A 16,456-nucleotide genomic window follows, 5' to 3' on the forward strand; every position below is an offset into this window, starting at 1 on the left:
CTGCAATGAAAATCGTTTCCATTCTTGACTATGGCACAGGAAACATAACGTCGCTGGCCAATGCCTTTGCTAGGCTTGGAGCGCCATGCCAAATCATAGAAACAGCCCCCCAAATTCAAAAAGCTGAAATTCTGATACTAGCTGGTGTTGGCTCTTTTGAAGAAGCTATGCGGCGGCTAGAAAGAAGTGGTCTTGGGGACGCAATTCGACACGCTGCAAACCAGAGAAAAATTCCGGTATTCGGTATATGCCTCGGCATGCAAATATTTGCAGAAACCGGTATGGAGCCTCAGGCTTGCCGTGGGTTAGGTTTGGTCAAGGGAAGCGTAACGCGAATGGAAAACATCCAAAACCTGCCTTTACCTCATGTTGGTTGGAACGAGGTAGAGTGGACGCTCCCCGATACAGCTCCAAGGACGTTGTCTTTTATTGACGGCCATTATTATTTCGACCACAGTTTTGTGTTTTCGGAAACTGACGCTCATGTTGTTGGAACAACTCTTTACGGAAAACGGGTAACGGCAGCAATCTGGAAAGATAATATTTTTGGAACTCAATTTCATCCGGAAAAAAGCCATTTAAACGGATTGAGACTGGTTAAAAAATTCCTCTCATTCGCCAATGATGGATTGCACACCGAGGCAGAGAACGGGAGCCTTCCGGAACATGCTTAAGAACCGCTTGATTGCTGTAATCCTAGTAAAGGACGGACTTTCCGTCCAATCGATCGGGTTCAATCGTTATCTTCCCGTTGGGGACCCTGTGATCACAGCAGAATATTTTTATCGCTGGGGGGCTGACGAAATTTTCCTTGTCGATATCTCCGCTCGCCACCACGGAAACGGGCCGGATTTCAATTTGATCCAGCGTATCGCAGGACAAACTTTTGTTCCTCTCGGATATGCAGGAGGCATTCGCAACGCTGACGACGCCATCCGAGCAGTCCATGAAGGAGCGGACAAAGTGGCAATCAACCAACATGCCCTTGACCGCCCGCAACTGATAGCCGAAACGGCAGTCGTGCTAGGACAACAAGCTGTAATTGGAGCCATGGATATCGTCGCAGACAGGACTGGGAGTTATACCATTCGCGACAAGGACGGATCTATCGCGCCACTCAGTCCTGAAGAGTATATTGAACAATTGCAAAAATTCGGAGCAGGTGAACTGCTTATAAATTCGGTAGATAGAGATGGTCGAAGAAATGGGTATGACCTTTCTCTTCTCAAATTATTGGCTAAACGAGCTAGTGTTCCGGTAATAGCTATGGGTGGAGCAGGACAACCGATTGATGTAGCGAATGTTTTGGCAATTGATGGCGTATCCGCCGCGGCTATTGGCAATATGCTCCACTATACCGAACATAGCTTATTTCTCGTTCGCTCCATGCTTCTAGACAGCGACGCCCAACTGCGTCAAGACTTACCAATCAGTTACAATAGAAGCTGCCTTTCAGAACGCGGCAGACTTAGAAAATATACTGAAGAAAGCCTGATGCAGGCGCGCTTCATTCATCCTGCGGAAGAAATGATATGAAGTTCTGTACTCGATGCCTCTATCCAGAAAATCATCCTCTTGGTCTGATATTTGACGCTGACGGCGTGTGTAGTGGTTGCCGTATCCACGAAGAAAAAGATGAGCTAGACTGGGATTTAAGGTTTGCCCGTCTTCGCAGCATCACCGATGCCTATAGAAGCCGTAACAACCGGCAGTATGATTGTATAGTGCCTGTTTCAGGAGCAAGGGATTCGTGGTTTATTGTAGATACTATTCGGAGAAAGTTAAAACTCAACCCGCTGCTCGTATCCTACAACACCCATTACATGGTCGACCGAGGCCATCGTAATATGTCTTATTTACGCACCGTCTTCGATTTGGATTGCCATACAATGATACTTGGCAAGGAATCTCTTCGGCGTATCACTGAAAAGACAATTGACAAACTAGGTAGCATCTACTGGCATTGCCTTGCGGGGCATTCTGTTTTTCCTGTTCAAATGGCTGTCCGTCACCAAATTCCCCTAATCATCTGGGGTGCCCATCAAGGATTAGATCAGGTCGGTATGTTTTCGCATACCGATGAAGTTGAGATGACTCGGAAGTATCGTAAAGATCACGATCTGATGGGGGTCGAAGCTGAAGATCTTGTAAACGAAGCCGACGGCCTACCTGAACGTATGCTTGCTCCCTTGTTCTACCCTAATGATCACGAGTTACATCAGGTCGGAGTGCGCGGCATCTATTTAGGTAACTATATCCGATGGGATTCCAAAGCCCAACATGAAGAAATGATCCAACGTCACGGCTTTGAAACCGGCGCTCAAAAACGTACGTTTGATCACTATAATCATGTAGATTGTGCCTTTTATAGTGGGCTTCATGATTATATTAAATTGTTGAAGCATGGCTACGGAAAGGTCAGTGACCATGCGAGTAGAGAAATCCGTTTGCGCCGCATGACGAGAGAGCAAGGCATTTCCCAAGTCGCGAAATATCAAGACATTGTCCCTGATGATAGTGCCATCTTTGCCCGATGGCTCGGCATATCCGAGCCAAGCTTGATGCAAGAACTTGAAAAGCATCGAAACCAGAGTTTATGGAGCAGCTCAGTAGGGGGTGCATGGAATCTACATGAATCTGCTATTACCGCTTCCGCGCCCGACAACTTAGATGAGCAGCGATTAAAAACAAGCGGTGACGATTGGCAATTTCCAATACGACAATCTCGCAACCCTGATATCGCCGAAACGGAACCATCAATATTGCAACGCGGTTATGTCGATGGCCAAAAAGCACCCTCTTGGGACAGGTAGGAAAGTGCATGACGTATTTTGCTGAAAACAACCTAATTGGCCTTCGTGGCGTTAAACGAGAAGATTTGCTTAACATTAGACGTTGGATGGAAAATCCCGAAGCCACCCGTTATATGGAAACGGGCTGGCGCCCTATCCCAGACAAAGAACTTGAAGCAGCATATGACAGCTTCACTAACAGCTCTGAAAATGTAGTTTTTGTCATAGACGACAAAGTAAGCGGCGAAAGTGTTGGCTTCTGCGGCATATACTTGATCCAGTGGATTTGCCGGCGCGGTGAGTTTCGTATTCTCATTGGCAAGACAGACGCCCTAGGGAAAGGACTTGGCACCGCAGCACTTAAAGAAGTAGTAGGCTATGCATTTGACAAACTGAACTTGGAGACACTTTACCTTGGCGTAAACACGGAGAATACACGGGCAGTTTGTTCGTATGAAAAAGTTGGGTTTCAAAAAGAAGGTGTCCGGCGGCAGATAATATATCGCAACGGTCGCTACTATGATGCATACATGATGAGTTTACTGCGCAGTGAATATGAGAAGTCGATCAAAGAGTAAAAACAAACTAGGGTCTGGACTCAATTGGCCCAACATCTGATTGCGAAAATCCGGACCATATTAAGGAAGTTTTCTGCTGACTTTTCGTATCGGATAGTCAGCCGCCTCATATCCTTCATACGGCAGAAGAAACGCTCAACAAGATTGCGTTTGGCGTAAAGACCCGCGTCATGAGGGATAGGTTTTCCAGCATTTGCCTTGGCGGGGATCACCGGCAAGGCACCTTCATCCTCTATCTCCCGACGGATACGTGCACTGCCATAGGCCTTGTCGGCGACAATGGCCAATGGTGGTTTTGACCAATTCAGGAAGCAGTCGATCATCTTGCTGTCATGGAGTTGTCCGCCACTGATCGCAAGGCGTAACGGGCGACCGAGTACATCTACAGCGGCGTGAACTTTACTTGTCCTGCCGCCGCGTGAGCGTCCAATACCCTCTGCCAGTTCCCCTTTTTTGAACCAGCCGCGGCGCGGTGATCCTTCACTATTGAACTGTCGATAAAGACAAGCGCATCTTCATGTTCTGATGCTAGGGCCTCGAATATCTCGCGCCATATGCCGCGCTCTCCCCAGCGGACATAACGATTATAGACTGTCGTAGGCGGACCATATCTTCCTGGAAGATCCCGCCAGGGCGCGCCGGTTCGAAGAATGTAGAAGATGCCATTAAGAACTGTTCTGTCGTCGCGCCGCTTCAGCCCCCGACCGTCAACAGGAAGAAGCGGAGCAATGATCGCCCATTCTTTATCGCTCAAATCAAATCGTGCCATGTAATAACTCCCTTTCCCAAAGGATGAATCACATTCCGACTATAAATTTCAAGCGTTCCAATTGGGTTCAGACCCTAGAACAATGAATTACCCAGCATACACCCAATTCGTTCTCTGAGATTATGGGTAATGGCACAATTCTCAGTCCACTATTAGGACTTAGGCCAACAAAACTTCCCTTGCTGTAAACTTCGTTGTGTGGGTCATTTCATGAGGGGTTTCATATCGTCAGGTCAGTTCAAGCCGACGAAGATAGTACCCTGTCCTGCCACATGGCAAACATCATTAATGCCAAAATCTGCTTTCCTTCCAATAAGGTCGACGACGGAAAGCCACTTAGCAAGTTATCTATGGTTTTCGGGCAAAAAATACCGCTTTGTCGAAACTGTGTTGACAACAGATAGTCGCCAGCCATTTCTCTCAACACTCCTCCCCAAGCACCGTTCATAGGAATCATGAATGCCTTTTTTTTACCTATCTGAGGTAAACTTGGTAGGATATTTGCAGCCATATCTCGCAGAGCAATTTTGTTTCGCCCCCTCTTCAGCTTGCGTTCCAACGGAAGCTTTGCTGCGAGTTCGACCAAACGATGATCACAGAACGGGACTCTCCCCTCAAGTGAATGTCCCATCAGGACTTTGTCCTGCTTGAACAATATATTATCGGTTAGCCAAGTTTCATACTCCATCGTCATTATCTGGTCGAGAAAACTATGTATCCCATCCTGCTCACAAACTGACAATGTACGACTTACATGATCCAATGTGGCTTCTCCCTGAGCGGGATGATAATTGGACGAAACGAGTACCTCCCGCAAATCCTCTGAGAAGAGCCCTACGTAAGTTAGATAACGGCGGGCCTTGTCTGGTAAATTGACGATAATCTTCGCAAGCCTGTCCCTTGCAGGCTTACCAGGCTTCACCTGATAATCGACCATCGCATCCAGTAAGGCCACCGGGATCAAATTTACGCTGGCACCGGCCATACCGGTCAACCATTTCGGTAAAACTTTACTGATACCATCAAAAAGTTGCATATGGGGATGATGGACATAGCCACCAAAAATCTCATCTGCTCCCTCTCCTGTCAAAATTACCTTTACGTCTACAGCAGCCCGGGCGGACAACATATCCATTGCAATGATAATCGGGTCAGGAAACGGCTCATCAATCCGGTGTACAATATCAGGCAAAGACCTTAGATCTTCCGGCTTCATCACAACTTCACTGTGCTTGGAGTTCAACGCACGAGCAACCTGTGCGGCTTCGGTGAGCTCGTCTTCCTCTCCTTTAAACCCAATAGAATATGTACGAATGGCATGACCATGATGTCGGGCCATCAACCCGGCAACGACACCACTATCGATACCACCGGATAAGAAAGCTCCAAAGGGTACGTCGCTGCGCATGCAAAGCCGCACCGCATCATCGAGCAAGAACTCCAATTCTTCATCCTCAGTTCTCGTGAACTCTGGCCCAGTCGAATTGAAGTGCACCGACCACCAGCGTACAGGCAAGAATGAACCTGAGAGCAACTCATCGTAACCCAACCGAACCCAATGGCCCGCTGGAAATTTGTGAATTCCCTCGACCATGGTTTTCGGTCCAGCCACATAACGTAGGGTTAGATAATCGTCAAGCGCGGCAGGGTTAAGACTAGCCCCATTAGGAAGCCAATTAAGCAACGCCTTAAATTCAGAAGAAAAAACCAAACCGTTTTGAGGTGAAAGAGTATAATAAAGAGGCTTAATACCCATACGATCTCTCGCCAGAAGCAACTCCCTCTCCTGACGGTCCCATAAGGCAAACGCAAACATACCAATGGTTTTACTCAGAAACTCAATATCCTCAAGGATCAATCCAGCCATCAAGACTTCGCTGTCCGAGTCCGTCCGGAACTGCCAACCTTGCTGCTCCAACCCACCTCTCAGTTCCGCGTAATTATAGACTTCCCCGTTGTAAACGAAGACGTATCTTCCGTCAGGGCTGATCATCGGCTGACTGCCATGATCAAGGTCAATGATTGATAATCTTACGTGCCCTAGAGCAATATTATCTTCGCCCCTAGTCCACACTCCCTGGCCATCGGGCCCCCGATGAAGCATCCTCGACATGATACCATATAGCCCGCTCTCAGACGCTTCTGGTCCAAAAAGCCCTGCAATACCGCACATTTTTCTCTATTCCAGCTCGCTAAAACTGAAAAACCGCGAACTAGCCATATATTTTTTTGATTGATCCTGATTTTGGATTAGTATCTTAACTAAAGCCCTGCGCAATATCTTATTCGCTAGAGTTGAGCGTCCCAATGTGACGTTAAACAGGCGCAGTAGAATGAGTCGGGATGTTGTCATCAACATGCATAATTTCCCTATAGGCATACAAATAATCCGCCGCCAAGGCGATACAATAGCGATCATCCATCCATGTCGGCCGAAGAACAAACCGGCCGCTCAACCCTGCTCCTATGCGTTGTAAAACAGAACTTTTTAAAGCCGCGAATGCGTGAGGATAGAGGTAGTCAGTATTTCGACTTCTGGCGGAAGAATCAATGCGACCATTGCCATCTACAACCCTATCTACCGCTTGCTCTGCCTTTTTCAAGGCAGAAGATACATATTCAGACTCTAAGCTGTTCTTCGGCAGCCATTTCAGCAAGTTCGTAAGAACAGACATAGTGATGGTTTGATATCCAGTATCAAAACCACCGTATTCAGGAAAGACCCCTGAACTCTTCTGCAACGCAATACAGTCACTTAATCTCCGGTGAGACACATCACTAAATTCTTCATCTCCGGTCAATTGTCCCCATGCTTGGAGAGCAAGTGCACTAGCGGCCATCTGATTTGCCACTTCCGGGTTAGTGTTCATTGCCAGCCACGCAATTGTTTTTTTAGCTTCTATTAGTTCTCGCTGCCAGCCAGCATAACCACCAGTTAGTCGAATGGTTTCACAAAACCCTGCTGCGGAAAAGGCCGTTGCACAGAAACTACGCTCGTTAGGGTAAACTTCCGAGCAAGAACCGTCGCTGTTTCGGTCAGCAAGCCAGAACTTCCAAATTCCTTGTATCCACATTAGTAACTTCTCAGAGCGAAAAAAGGGATTGTCCTGTGTCTCCGTGCCATAGGCTAAAGCAAACAGCAGGCCTGCCTCCTGAAGTCTGGCATTCGACATGTCATGTAGTCGATAATGCCAGTACTGCCGGTCACAGCTTCCATAGCTTTCAGCAGAGGAATCCCTGTCCGTTGCCCCTAAGACCCTCGGTATTGTTTCCAATGCAAGGTCCAAAAACTGCCTCATAAGAAGAGACCTTAACTACTGTTTTTGTTGGTTGCAAAGCTGAATACATTCATGCCGCCAATCACCACGTTGCGCAGCATATTACTGTTTCGGATCCGGGTGAATTGCAGCCAAATATAGGAAGGACGCAAATAGAAGCGACGATAGAAGCGCTTGACGGTCTTGCTCAGATCATCGGCATCCACATCGCAATAAAGATGGTTAAAAGATCCCTGAATATGCAACCGATCCATCGATGCATTTTTAGCACCGTCATCAATACTCTCATCCATACGCTTCACTTCGCGAAACAAAGGCGTTCCCGGATACGGCGTGCAGATACCAAAAGTCGCTGTTGTCGGTTTAATTTCAATGGCTAAATCTAGGGTTTCTTCCATGGTGTCATAGGTTTCACCCGGCATTCCCACCATAAAGTGCCCGTGTGTGGCTATACCCACTTCGTTACACCACTTGAATGCTTCACGCGTTTGTTCAAGGGTAATCCCCTTCTTAACCGCATCCAGCACCTCTTGGTTCCCAGACTCCGCTCCAAACTTGATCAGGTGACAGCCCGCTTTTTTCATAGCTTTCAGCATTTCAAAATCAACGGTGTCGACCCTAGCGTTACAAATCCACGAAAATTTGTAACCTCGCTGTTCTATACCCGCACAGATATCGAAAACCCGTTGCCTGTCTGCAGTGAAGGTTTCATCCCGGAAATAAATTTCCTTCATCCCGTTTTCCAGATAGTAGCCGACATCCTCAACAACTTTTCCTGCTGACTGGAAACGGGTGCGAGTGCCATGGAAGAATGGCGCTGTGCAATAACTGCATTTGGCAGGACAACCATGAGAGCTAGACACTGTGATATAAGGTAGGTTTTTCACGATCGGGTTGAAATAATCCACACCCTTGGGTAAGAAATTAACATTCAACGGTGGGATTTGATCCAAATCTTCAATGTAAGCATACCGTTTATTCTTGATAACTTCGCCATTATCATCTCGTGAAACAGTGCCCTGTACTGCACGCGCAGTCACCATGTCATTATCATTGAGCGCTCGCGCCAGATCACGGATCACCCACTCAGGTTCTCGCTGAATTGCAAAATCCACCCCTTTTTCTAAGGTGGCTTCTGGCTGGAAAGTAGGGTGAGACCCGTAAACAGCAGTTAACATCTGCGGGTTGGCTGCTTTCAATTCACGCAGATAATCTGTATCACTATTGGCTGTCATCACCGATGTTGACATGATGGCAAGACGAGCACCAGCAATCCTTCTCTTTACCTCATCAATCTCAATTTGCTCAGCTTGAGCATCAACAAACACAATTTCATGGCCTTCTTGTTGCAAGATAGTGGCTACTGTTAACAGCTCGAAAGGCGGGACCGTAGCACCGCCGATGCGCTTGCCTCCGCACCAACAACCGTAAATAACGTCCCTGATGACATTCTTTTTATTTTCCAAACAAGGTTCGATTACGGCGATTTTCATTTTCTGTGCCTACCCCTGAGCTACGAAATCTAAAAATACTTGCATTAATGTACATCTTAACGTACTTCGCTTTTCTTACATAAGTACATCCTTTTGGTAAAGAAAATTACTTCTAGTTGGGCCGGAGAAAACTCCGTCCTTGTTACCTAACACGCTCAGACTAGTCCGGTTTTGTCATGCTATCTTCTGATTTTATCAATATCCTGAAATGTCCTGACTGCTCTGGAGAAATTGCTCAAAACAACGAGCATGCCCTTAGTTGCAAGAGCTGCGCGCGGAATTTCCGCATAGTTAACGGCATAGTTTGCATGTTACCAACTGAATCAAAGAGCTTACCGGACACCTACAATGATCCGGATTATCTCAAAATGAGCGACCTATTCGATGATTCGTCATCTTATTTCACCGAATCTAACCCAGTATTTCGGATGATCCACGAATCATCACACAAAAAGATTGCTGCTTGGGAGGGCAAAGACCGGAGTACAGCCAGTAATACATCCAACTGGACAATCGATATCGGGACAGGTCAAGGTTATCACTGGCCATTTATCAAGGATCACAGTCGATTTGTCGGCTTGGATATCCGGATGGAGAGTTTAGAAAAAATCAAAAACCATTTTCCCAATGCTTTGCTTGTACAAGGAAATATCCTGTCGATACCGTTCAAGGGAAATGCCTTTACCCGTGCAGTTTCAATTTACGCGTTAGAACATATATACTTCTTGGATGAGGCGATTAAAGAAATTCACCGTATTCTCGCACCAGAATCCGCATTCCATGTTGGTATTCCGTGCGAAGGTGGTCTTGGATGGACGTTGGGGCGTAAACTTACTTCGGAGCGGACCATGTCTAAGCGGTATAACATAGACTACCGTAAGTACATTGCTTTGGAACACTGTAATACAGCCATGAAGATCAGCAAATCACTGAAACAGCATTTCAAGTTAGAAAAAACGAGCCATTTTCCTTTTCCGTTTCTGTATAGTCTTGACCTAAATTTGACTAGGACAATGCAACTTCGGAAATCAGGGTAATATTATAGGCGCTCAAGACTTTTTCGAACCCAAGGACTGCCTCACATGCTCCGCAAGATCAAAAACCTGATCACACGCTTTGAGGCTCTGATCTGGGCCAAGCGAAGATACAAATTCTTAATCGGCAATTTGACAGACGTCGAAGATTTAACAAAAGCACGCGATCTGATCTCCAGTCTGGCTTATACAAGTTATATATGCCCACTACCGGCTACTATTCCAAAAAACCGTAAAATCCTCGTCATTGCTCCGCACCCAGATGACGAAATAATCGGCCCCGGTGGCTTTCTTCTGATGGCCGGAAAACAACACTGCGAAATCTCAATTTTCTATCTCTCATCAGGGCGGGAAGATCAGTTTGAGACCCGCGAAACTGAAAGTCGTGCCTTATGCCAAGAAGTAGGATGGTCACCGTTTTTTGGCCGCAATACAGCAGGAAAACATCCTTGGAAGGCAAACAGCCTCATCGACATCATCAATGAGCTTCGGCCCGACATATTAATGCTTCCCTTTGTCTTGGACGACAACTCTGACCACCGACACGCAAATGAACTATTTCACGATGCTTGGAAAGTCACCCGGACAGTACTAAAAGAAAGCGAAGTGTATGCTTATCAAGTCTATTCTGCGATTATTCCCAATGTAGTAGCAGATATTTCACCTGTCATACGAGACAAAGCTAACTATATTCGCTTTCACAAATCGCAAATGAAAACGCGTGATTGGGTACATTTTACATTAGGTCTTAATGCATGGACTTCAAGATGGATAAGCACTAACGGCGACGAAGCTTGGGCGGAAGGCTTTATGGTCATGCCTTGCAATGAATACATAAACTTGATTAGCCATTATTGCGGTAAGGACAGTACCTAATGTGTGGATTCGCAGCAATTATTGGATCAGGGAATTATAATCAGGAAGGGCAATGGTGCCCCAAATTACTTGAGGATATTGACCGTGACCTATATCACCGCGGTCCAGATGACGGACGCGTCATCTGTCATTCAAATTGTGCATTGATTTTTCGGCGGCTAGCAATAATTGACCCCGAAGCTCACTCCAACCAACCGATGCGCGACGAAACAGGGCGCTATGAACTGGTTTTTAACGGGGAAATATACAACTACAAAACCTTGCGCTCCGAACTTGAAGGGGTGGGTTGCGTATTCCGCACCAAAGGCGATACTGAAGCATTATTGCAAGGCTTTATCATTTGGGGGGCCGATGTTTTCGCCCGTCTAGAAGGGATGTTTTCCTGCGTCATCATTGATCACGACTTGCAACAAGGATACGCTGCACGTGATAGTTTCGGCATTAAGCCATTGTATATTACACGCAAGGATGGCTACACGGCATTTGCCAGCGAAGCGCGGCCTTTGCGGCGCTTGATCAACCGTTCAGAAATTGATGCTGATGCCCTTAGTGAACTCCTTATGCATCGCTTTGCTGCCGGACGCCTTTCAAACTACCAAGATATTGAATTGCTGCCTGGTGGTAGGTTCGTACGTTTTCGACTAAGTGGAAAAGAATGGTCAGAAACTGTCTTTTCGGACCCCCTCGACACCCTTCATCCAAGAGAAAATTTGGACAAGGAAACAGTTCTTGCTCAATGCGAGAACGCAATCAGTCAATCGATCAAAGATCATATGCAAAGCGATGTCGGATATGCTCTACAGCTATCAGGTGGCGTAGATTCAAGTCTTGTTCTGGCCATGACGTCGAAGTATGCGAACCGACCACTTGATAGCTATGCTGTAAGCATTGATGATGATCGTTATGACGAAGGAAAATGGCGTGACATGGTTACGCAGCAATATCCTGTTCGACACAAAAACATTTCCCTCACCGGCAAGGATTTTGCCGAAGCCTTGCCAGATGCAGTAAAGTATATGGATGGTCCAGTTCCTCATTTTGGATGCGTAATGCTGAAATTGTTATGCAAGGAACTGGCGCAGAACCATAAGGTTGTGTTAACCGGTGAAGGAGCAGACGAATTTTTTGGTGGTTATGACCGTTATGCTCGCTGGCAACAATTGCTCAAATTTAACCGCATTGCCAAGCTTGTACCGAGAACGCTTTGGCCTTTTCTTCAACGCTACAAGTTCCTACATCGCTTCCACCGCAACGATGCAGCAATTGTTTCATCAATCTATTTCGATTTCATGCAGATGCAAAGCATGTTCCCAGACTTAAATTGGCAAGGTGGTGCAAGAGAAGAAACAGCTCGTCGTTTCAGTAACTTCCCTACGCGTATGATGGCGGTAGACCAAACCAGTTATTTGTCATCGTTGTTAATGCGGCAGGATAAAATGGCTATGTCCGCTAGTGTGGAAGCAAGGGTACCATTCACACATTTACCACTGGCAAGAATCGTAAATAGCATTGGAATGGGCTTACGAGTACCTGGTGGAGAAACCAAACCCTTGTTGAAACAGATTGCTGCCAAGTGGCTTCCAAAAGATGTAGTCTTTCGGCGCAAGGTTGGCCTTAATCTACCGCTTGACGAGTGGTTGAAAGACGAACAAGGACTAGGACGTTATTTGCCCCTTCTAACCGAAAGCTCCTCCCGTCTTGGAAAATATGCTGATCAAAAGATATTGCGCACGATGGTCGAAAATTTCCGCAGGGGCTCGCAAACCCCTGGGATGCCTCCATTGGCCCACCTAGTCAACATAGAGTTATGGTTACGCTCTTCGGAAGATTTAGAAATTGGAACGGTCAGTGCTTCACTTGCGAAGAAAGCAAAAAACACTCCAGCGACAGCAATAAGTTGATTAATACAGCGTGATCATGTGCTCCCCGATCATGGGTCGCGACGATTTCTGAAATTGCATCCATGTTCAGAAAGGACAAGCCAGCAAGAGCTTCTGATTGAGGAAGAAATCTATATCGATCTTCAAGACGCGGAGATGCTGCAAGCTGTGATTTGGCTGTCGGCCATGATCTGTCTGCTCTCGATGGGCTACGTGGCATATCAGAACCAAATACTTTGTGTTTTGCAAACTGCATGGCTTTAGTGAAAGTTTGTCTAGACAACGACATACCTGCGGGATAGTTCGTGTTGGCATTTCGAATTGACATTAATTCGGGAGCCAATTTTACAAGTGCTTTTTGATAGGCTGTTCCATTCAATTTTTGACGGCCTGTCATTCGCCAAGACAAGTCGAAAATATTGTTTTCCAAGGCTGGGGCTCTACAGTCCATGAAGCTACGGACTGACATCATCATCGGGAATGAGTAGTGGCGGGACAAATTATGACCATGAAAATACTCCCACAAAGTATACCCTTCCGCACCTAAGCTTCTGCCGCGCTCCTCGATATTCCCAACAGACCTAAGCAACGCCTGTTCGATGCTTTGACGACTATTTGGGAGGACAAGAGACCAGAAATCCGACTGCTTCAATCGATAGGATACATTGTTAAGATAAGTTTCTGGTAAATCGCTCCCCAAAGGTAGAAGATGTGAATGAATAACGGGCCGACCAAACAAAGTTCCAAGACGGGAAGGTAGGTATAGCCCGCCAAAAAAAATATCAAGGCCAAGCCCGATTAGTAAAACATCGCATTGCCTAGACAACCTATCACCGTAGCCCATAAACTGGCATTCACTATATATCTGCTGTCCACCAGTCAAAAATGCAGCTGTCTCAAAGTAGTCATTTAGAATTCCCGACTTGCGGGGCAAAAATGTGAAGGGCATTCCGGCGGTGGCGGCGACATCTCTAGCAACATCACTTTCGTTGTTTTCTTGCATGCAGGTCGTATAGCAATATAACTGTGTCGGCGATGCAGCAACAAGTGCTCGGGAATCCAAGCCCCCACTTAGTAACAGTCCTACTTTTTTTCTGTCGGAAAGATACAGGGACATGGCGGATTGCAACGTACTTCCTATGACATCAGGCAAATCCTTATCGGGCAGCGGCGGCAGGGAGAAGTCTGGATACCACCAGACACTGCTAATTGGTTCATTATCTGGTTCAAACAGAACTAAACTAGCGCTCCGCTGATAATAGGCATTTTTCAGAAGTGTCTTTTCCCCCATCAAACGACGCAAATACAGAAACTCTGCTGCCGCCATGTCATCGACGGCAAGCATCGGTAATACCGACCGCAACACAGATAGATTACTCGCAATATCCAGTCGGCCTTTCTGCCAATGCCAGAACAAGGGTATTGACGAAAACCTATCAACAATACTTAGAATCCGCTGCTGTAAATGGTTAACTATTAAAATGGCAAAACTACCATTAAGACGCACTAACTCATCTTCAAGCGAGGATGATAGGCCCCGTTGCAATAAGGCTAATACAGCGTCATCATTTATTTGATCGTCAACAGCTGGATGTCCGATAAGAAATATTTCGAACTCTCCCTGGCCAGCCAAAACAACACTCGTTTGACGAATAATCGGATGCATGTTGTCTGCTGAGAGTATCACACCTCCTTGCCGGTAGATGACCGTCCTGTCATCGTAAGGCTGGACCCGATCTAAAGACATTGATAAATGAAAGAACCACCGTCCTTCTTTTTCAATCATGACCTTTCCTAAGTATGCAACGATCAAGAATAGCCTTAAAGTGATCGACAAATAGAAGTCCCGCTTCCGGGCCGGACACATACGTTAGATAACGTGATTGTCCGGCCCGAGCAACTTCAAGCAATCTATGTTCATCACTCAGTGCAGTCTCAAGGACTACTTCAAAGTCAGAGAAATCTAGTTTATAGGATAGGAACGTCTCTCCCGGCATATAAAAGTTTGGCCAAGTTTCCATGTGACTCATATCAGGCTTGACAAGCATCGCACCGGCCAAAAAGACTTCAAAATCCCGAAGAGTAATTTCACCAAGACCGAAAGGAGATACGACCAATTTGCTTCGGCTAAGCTCTCTAAAATATGCCCGCCGTGACAGTTTTCCTGTTTGCAGGCGTGAACCGAGCATTTCCGCGAGATACCTTCGATGAAATGCAACAGAACGGCGCGAGTAGTTAGTCCCCATACGTAAACTTGCATTCATCCGGCGCCCGACAGACGGGGCCTTACAATTCCACGGAAAGCGTAGCAAAGTCTTGAAAGGGGCCTTTTCATATAGTGCCATACGCAACGGCCCAAACAAACTGTAATCAGCGAGGCCAGAGTTCCAACCTACACACAGTTTTTTAAGGTCATCAGGATTTGAAACCGGCTCCGAACTCTCGTGCTGGTCATCATTGATGCCAAAAAAACGATGATAATAATCTGCGTAATAACGGTGGCCGTAAAGTGGCTGTAGATACAAGGATCTATCAACCAAAAGCTGTGATTTGCAGTACAGGTCAACAAAAGGAAGGATGTGAGCATGGTCCCAAGATGCACTATCTGAAATATCGCAGAATATCAAAGCTCCCGCTTTAGACCGATTTTTTTGCATTTCTGACAAAATTTGGTCTTTCCCTTTGGCCCATCGAGGGGACAAAGCCTTACTGTCAACAATCAGATAATCGCAGTCTGGAAGATCGTCTTTTGCATATTCTGCTGAAAACAATTTCAATTCGATCCCTGCATCTAAAAGCAATTGCCGATGCAACAACAATGGCATAAGAAAGGCCCTGCCGTTTGGCGTTGCAAAACCTGCGGTCTGAATGTGCACCAACCGCCGCGACATTAAAAGACCCCTAGGGACTGAATCGGCTCGCTATACGCCCGATCAGGGACCGCATCCCCTTCACCTAGGCCTTTAACAAACATAGCTCGTGGCTTTCTCTCTGCCGGAACCACACCAATGGGAAGAAAGCGCTCGTCCATTATGACCCTCGCAGCTCCGAACCTAATCAATGCTACTGCTGCAAACGCTTTCCAGTCTTTAAGCAAAATCTGACTTGGTCCAAAAGAAGCATGCATGAACTGCAAAGCATGCATGCGGCCCCATCTTTTTCTAAAGAAAACATAGCTTCGGCCCGATCCCGGGACATGCATTATGATGGCACCTGCATCAAAGTGTTGCTGTAGAACTCTGTTTTCATCAACGTCGTAGATATGATCGATTGCCGCTTGTCCCAAGCGAACGAACAAAGCTCCCCCCCCCCCCCGAAGAGGCTAGGGGCCACAGTAGAAACTGAGACTTCGGCATTGTCGATCTGGTGGAATTGGAAACGTGGTAGGATTGCTTGCACAGCTTCCGTTGCAGAATAGTTCGTGATGATCCAGTTTTCCTGACGTGTGGCTTCTAGCAACAACTTTAAACTAAGGCCTCTCGCTTTTGCCGAAACTGCCCAACTCGTCATATTCACCAGCCAACGATCAGTCACCCATGCCGGACGAGATACCAGAAAACCAATAAACCCGGCGATAGAGCCATCCTCCTCCTTGATACAAAACCCAGGAGGAGGACAGTTAGTTTCATCAATGCCTAAATGTGATCTGAAGCGAAAAATACGGCGGTATGAGTCTTCTTGACCACCAAGATGTTGCAACAAAAAAGAAATCACCGGTTCCTGATCATCTAGTGTCGCCCTTACAACACTATACAT

13 protein-coding genes and 1 pseudogene are annotated in these 16,456 nt (G+C 46.5%); 7 read left to right on the forward strand and 7 right to left on the reverse strand.

The features are described 5' to 3' along the window. Positions 1-5: 5 nt before the first annotated feature. From hisH to ACQ0MK_RS10590, 4 genes are read left to right on the forward strand one after another with little or no spacing between them, the layout of a single operon-like run. A complete protein-coding gene (hisH, locus tag ACQ0MK_RS10575; protein ID WP_430475982.1) occupies positions 6-674 on the forward strand; it encodes an imidazole glycerol phosphate synthase subunit HisH in 669 nt (222 codons plus the stop codon). After that, positions 667-1,536: an imidazole glycerol phosphate synthase subunit HisF gene (hisF, locus tag ACQ0MK_RS10580; RefSeq protein ID WP_430475983.1), complete on the forward strand. Its 870-nt coding sequence runs from the start codon at positions 667-669 to the stop codon at positions 1,534-1,536. The genes hisH and hisF overlap by 8 nt, the downstream gene beginning before the upstream one ends. Further along, a complete protein-coding gene (locus tag ACQ0MK_RS10585) occupies positions 1,533-2,813 on the forward strand; it encodes an N-acetyl sugar amidotransferase (RefSeq protein WP_430475984.1) in 1,281 nt (426 codons plus the stop codon). Before hisF ends, ACQ0MK_RS10585 begins: the two co-directional genes overlap by 4 nt. A gap of 8 nt (positions 2,814-2,821) precedes the next feature. After that, on the forward strand, positions 2,822-3,370 hold the full coding sequence (locus ACQ0MK_RS10590; RefSeq protein ID WP_430475985.1) for a GNAT family N-acetyltransferase: 549 nt from the start codon (positions 2,822-2,824) through the stop codon (positions 3,368-3,370). A 20-nt stretch (positions 3,371-3,390) separates the two neighbouring features. Here the strand turns inward: ACQ0MK_RS10590 and ACQ0MK_RS10595 are convergent. The 4 genes and pseudogenes from ACQ0MK_RS10595 to ACQ0MK_RS10610 form a co-directional block, all read right to left on the reverse strand. Then, positions 3,391-4,139 (reverse strand): annotated as a pseudogene (locus ACQ0MK_RS10595) (IS5 family transposase). A gap of 238 nt (positions 4,140-4,377) precedes the next feature. Next, complete coding sequence (asnB, locus tag ACQ0MK_RS10600) at positions 4,378-6,312, reverse strand: asparagine synthase (glutamine-hydrolyzing) (protein WP_430475986.1); 1,935 nt, start codon at positions 6,310-6,312, stop codon at positions 4,378-4,380. 142 nt (positions 6,313-6,454) lie between these two features. Then, complete coding sequence (locus ACQ0MK_RS10605; RefSeq protein WP_430475987.1) at positions 6,455-7,426, reverse strand: hypothetical protein; 972 nt, start codon at positions 7,424-7,426, stop codon at positions 6,455-6,457. A gap of 23 nt (positions 7,427-7,449) precedes the next feature. Next, the gene (locus ACQ0MK_RS10610) at positions 7,450-8,910 is read right to left on the reverse strand and encodes a B12-binding domain-containing radical SAM protein (protein ID WP_430475988.1); all 1,461 of its coding nucleotides are present in this window, start codon (positions 8,908-8,910) and stop codon (positions 7,450-7,452) included. Positions 8,911-9,086: 176 nt separating this feature from the next. Between ACQ0MK_RS10610 and ACQ0MK_RS10615 the strand changes: the two genes are divergently transcribed. From ACQ0MK_RS10615 to asnB (ACQ0MK_RS10625), 3 genes are read left to right on the forward strand one after another with little or no spacing between them, the layout of a single operon-like run. Then, a complete protein-coding gene (locus ACQ0MK_RS10615; protein WP_430475989.1) occupies positions 9,087-9,947 on the forward strand; it encodes a methyltransferase domain-containing protein in 861 nt (286 codons plus the stop codon). 45 nt (positions 9,948-9,992) lie between these two features. Then, a complete protein-coding gene (locus ACQ0MK_RS10620; protein ID WP_430475990.1) occupies positions 9,993-10,820 on the forward strand; it encodes a PIG-L deacetylase family protein in 828 nt (275 codons plus the stop codon). Then, a complete protein-coding gene (gene asnB, locus ACQ0MK_RS10625) occupies positions 10,820-12,721 on the forward strand; it encodes an asparagine synthase (glutamine-hydrolyzing) (protein WP_430475991.1) in 1,902 nt (633 codons plus the stop codon). Before ACQ0MK_RS10620 ends, asnB (ACQ0MK_RS10625) begins: the two co-directional genes overlap by 1 nt. Here asnB (ACQ0MK_RS10625) and ACQ0MK_RS10630 read toward each other — a convergent pair. The 3 genes from ACQ0MK_RS10630 to ACQ0MK_RS10640 form a co-directional block, all read right to left on the reverse strand. Further along, entirely contained in the window at positions 12,666-14,486 is a 1,821-nt protein-coding gene (locus ACQ0MK_RS10630; RefSeq protein ID WP_430475992.1) for an asparagine synthase-related protein, read from the reverse strand. The genes asnB (ACQ0MK_RS10625) and ACQ0MK_RS10630 overlap by 56 nt on opposite strands. Continuing rightward, positions 14,479-15,591: a glycosyltransferase gene (locus ACQ0MK_RS10635; RefSeq protein ID WP_430475993.1), complete on the reverse strand. Its 1,113-nt coding sequence runs from the start codon at positions 15,589-15,591 to the stop codon at positions 14,479-14,481. Before ACQ0MK_RS10635 ends, ACQ0MK_RS10630 begins: the two co-directional genes overlap by 8 nt. Positions 15,592-15,901: 310 nt before the next feature. After that, the gene (locus ACQ0MK_RS10640) at positions 15,902-16,456 is read right to left on the reverse strand and encodes a hypothetical protein (RefSeq protein ID WP_430475994.1); all 555 of its coding nucleotides are present in this window, start codon (positions 16,454-16,456) and stop codon (positions 15,902-15,904) included.

This window comes from Thalassospira lucentensis (assembly GCF_050516545.1).
Lineage (GTDB): Bacteria > Pseudomonadota > Alphaproteobacteria > Rhodospirillales > Thalassospiraceae > Thalassospira > Thalassospira lucentensis_C.